Raw genomic sequence first — 2,108 nt, forward strand, 5'->3', positions numbered from 1 at the left:
GGCATTGACATGCGGACCGAGCACCAACGATGCGCCCCACCAGCACATCGCACAGTCCGGATCGATTTCGGTGCCGCGCAGGAATGACCGCTCGGCAGCGTCATGATTGAACCCCCAGGCCAGCATGAGGCCCTGGTCGAACCATCGCTGCGCTTCGGGCACCGAGGTCGTGATCGGAAAATGATAGTCGCCGAGTCCGTCGATGAAGTTGGCGCCAAGGTTGTCATCCACCGGAATATCGGGCGCCGGTGTCTGCGCAATCGTGGATTCGGTCCTGCCTGCATTGTCGCAAGCGACCAGAGCCGTCGTTGCGATCATCAGCAGGGCCAGCAATGCATGACGATTCATGACCTTCCTCCTCCGCATGATCCGGGCCTCACGTTGTACGCCGCTACGCCGCGGGCCGCAAATCAGGCCATGCAGAGATGAGTTGATCCTGACTTCGGGCGAGACTTGCAGCGCAGTGCCCGTCGTTGGCATGACGAGTTGGACAGGACATCCTGGAACCGAGAATGCACAATGAGGCCTCGTAAAGGAGAGCTTGCCAATGAAATTTGTTGTTCTCGCCGCCTTGTTGCTGGTTACATCGCTCGCCCACACCGAAAGCGGCTATACCCGATCGCCCTCCATGCATGGCAGCACCCTGGTATTCACCGCCGAGGGTGACTTGTGGCGCGTTCCCGTCAGCGGTGGAGTCGCCCAGCGACTGACCAGCAATGCGGCACTGGAAGCGCAGGCATCGATCTCTCCGGATGGGCGAGAGGTCGCTTTTGTCGCCAGCTACGATGCCAGCCCGGAAGTCTATGTGATGCCTTTGGCCGGTGGCGCACCGAAACGACTCAGTTTCGATGGTGCGCGTGTTTCGGTACAGGGATGGACGCCGGAAGGCGAGGTGTTATTCGCGACATCGGCTGTAGTCGGGCCATCAAGCAGCATGATCCTGCGTGCGGTTGATCCTCGCAGCCTGAGGCAGCGTGACTTGCCTTTCGCAGATGCCAACCAGGCCAGTTTCGATGCCGATAGCGGCACGATTTTCCTGACTCGTTTTGGCTTGCAGATCACGGGTGACAACGTGCGCGGCTACAAGGGCGGCGCCATGGCACAGATCTGGCGCGGACCTGTGGATGGCAGTGCGGAGGCCGTTCGATTGGCGCCGACCTTGAATGCATCGCTGCGCAGTCCGATGTGGTCGCAGGGAAGGCTCTACCATTTGAGCGATGAATCCGGCGCGGACAACCTCTGGAGCATGGATGCCGAAGGTGGAGATCGACGTCAGTTGACGACGCATTCGGATTTCGACGTGATCGATCCGCAAATGCGTGACGGTCGCATTGCCTATCAGCATGGTGCCGACATTCGTGTGTTCGATGTGGCCAGCGGCGATGACCGAGTCGTGCCGATCAATCTGGTCAGTGATTTCGAACAACGGCGCATGCGCTGGGTGGAAAAGCCGATGAAGTACTTTGAAGGCGTTTCACTTTCAGCCGACGGCAGTCAGGCAGCGGTGACCGCACGCGGTGCCGTGACTCTGGCCGCTACCGATGCGCGTCGTCGCGTGGATGTCGCAGTGCCGGACTCGGCACGTGCGCGTTCCGCGGTCATCAGTGCAGACGGGAAGTGGGTCTTTGCAATCAGCGATGTGGACGGCAACGAAGAAGTGTGGCGCTTCCCTGCCGATGGCTCGGGTCCGGGCGAAGCCTTGACGCGCGATGGCGATGCGCGGCGCTGGCGACTGTTTCCTTCGCCGGATGGCCAGACCCTGGCTATCGACGACAAGCAGGGACGCCTGTCGCTGCTCGACATTGCCGCGCGAACATCTCGCGTAGTTGATTCGAGCAAGTACGGCGGCGATGACATCTATGCGTCGGTGGCGTGGTCCACGGACAGCCGCCACCTTGTGGTCGCACGGCCCGACAGTCTCGAAGCACGCAATCAGATTGTGGTGATCGCGCGCGATGGATCCCGCAAGGACGTTGTCACCAGCGATCGCTACGACAGCCGTGCCGCCGTGTTCTCAAGGGATGGCAAATGGATCTATTTCCTTTCCGACCGTGAGTTCACGGCCACGCCGGGGCATCCGTGGGGCGACCGCAACATGGGGCCGATAT

1 protein-coding gene and 1 pseudogene are annotated in these 2,108 nt (G+C 60.9%); one reads left to right on the forward strand and one right to left on the reverse strand.

Annotated elements, in window-relative coordinates; genetic code table 11:
- A pseudogene (locus WBP53_RS09700) lies at positions 1-348 on the reverse strand (hypothetical protein); the annotation flags it as partial.
- A gap of 199 nt (positions 349-547) precedes the next feature.
- Here WBP53_RS09700 and WBP53_RS09705 point away from each other — a divergent pair.
- Positions 548-2,108, forward strand: a 1,561-nt coding sequence (locus WBP53_RS09705; protein WP_423928355.1) for a S41 family peptidase, incomplete at its 3' end; no start/stop codon positions are given.

The sequence above is a fragment of the Dokdonella sp. genome, assembly GCF_049593775.1.
Taxonomy (GTDB): Bacteria; Pseudomonadota; Gammaproteobacteria; order Xanthomonadales; family Rhodanobacteraceae; genus Dokdonella.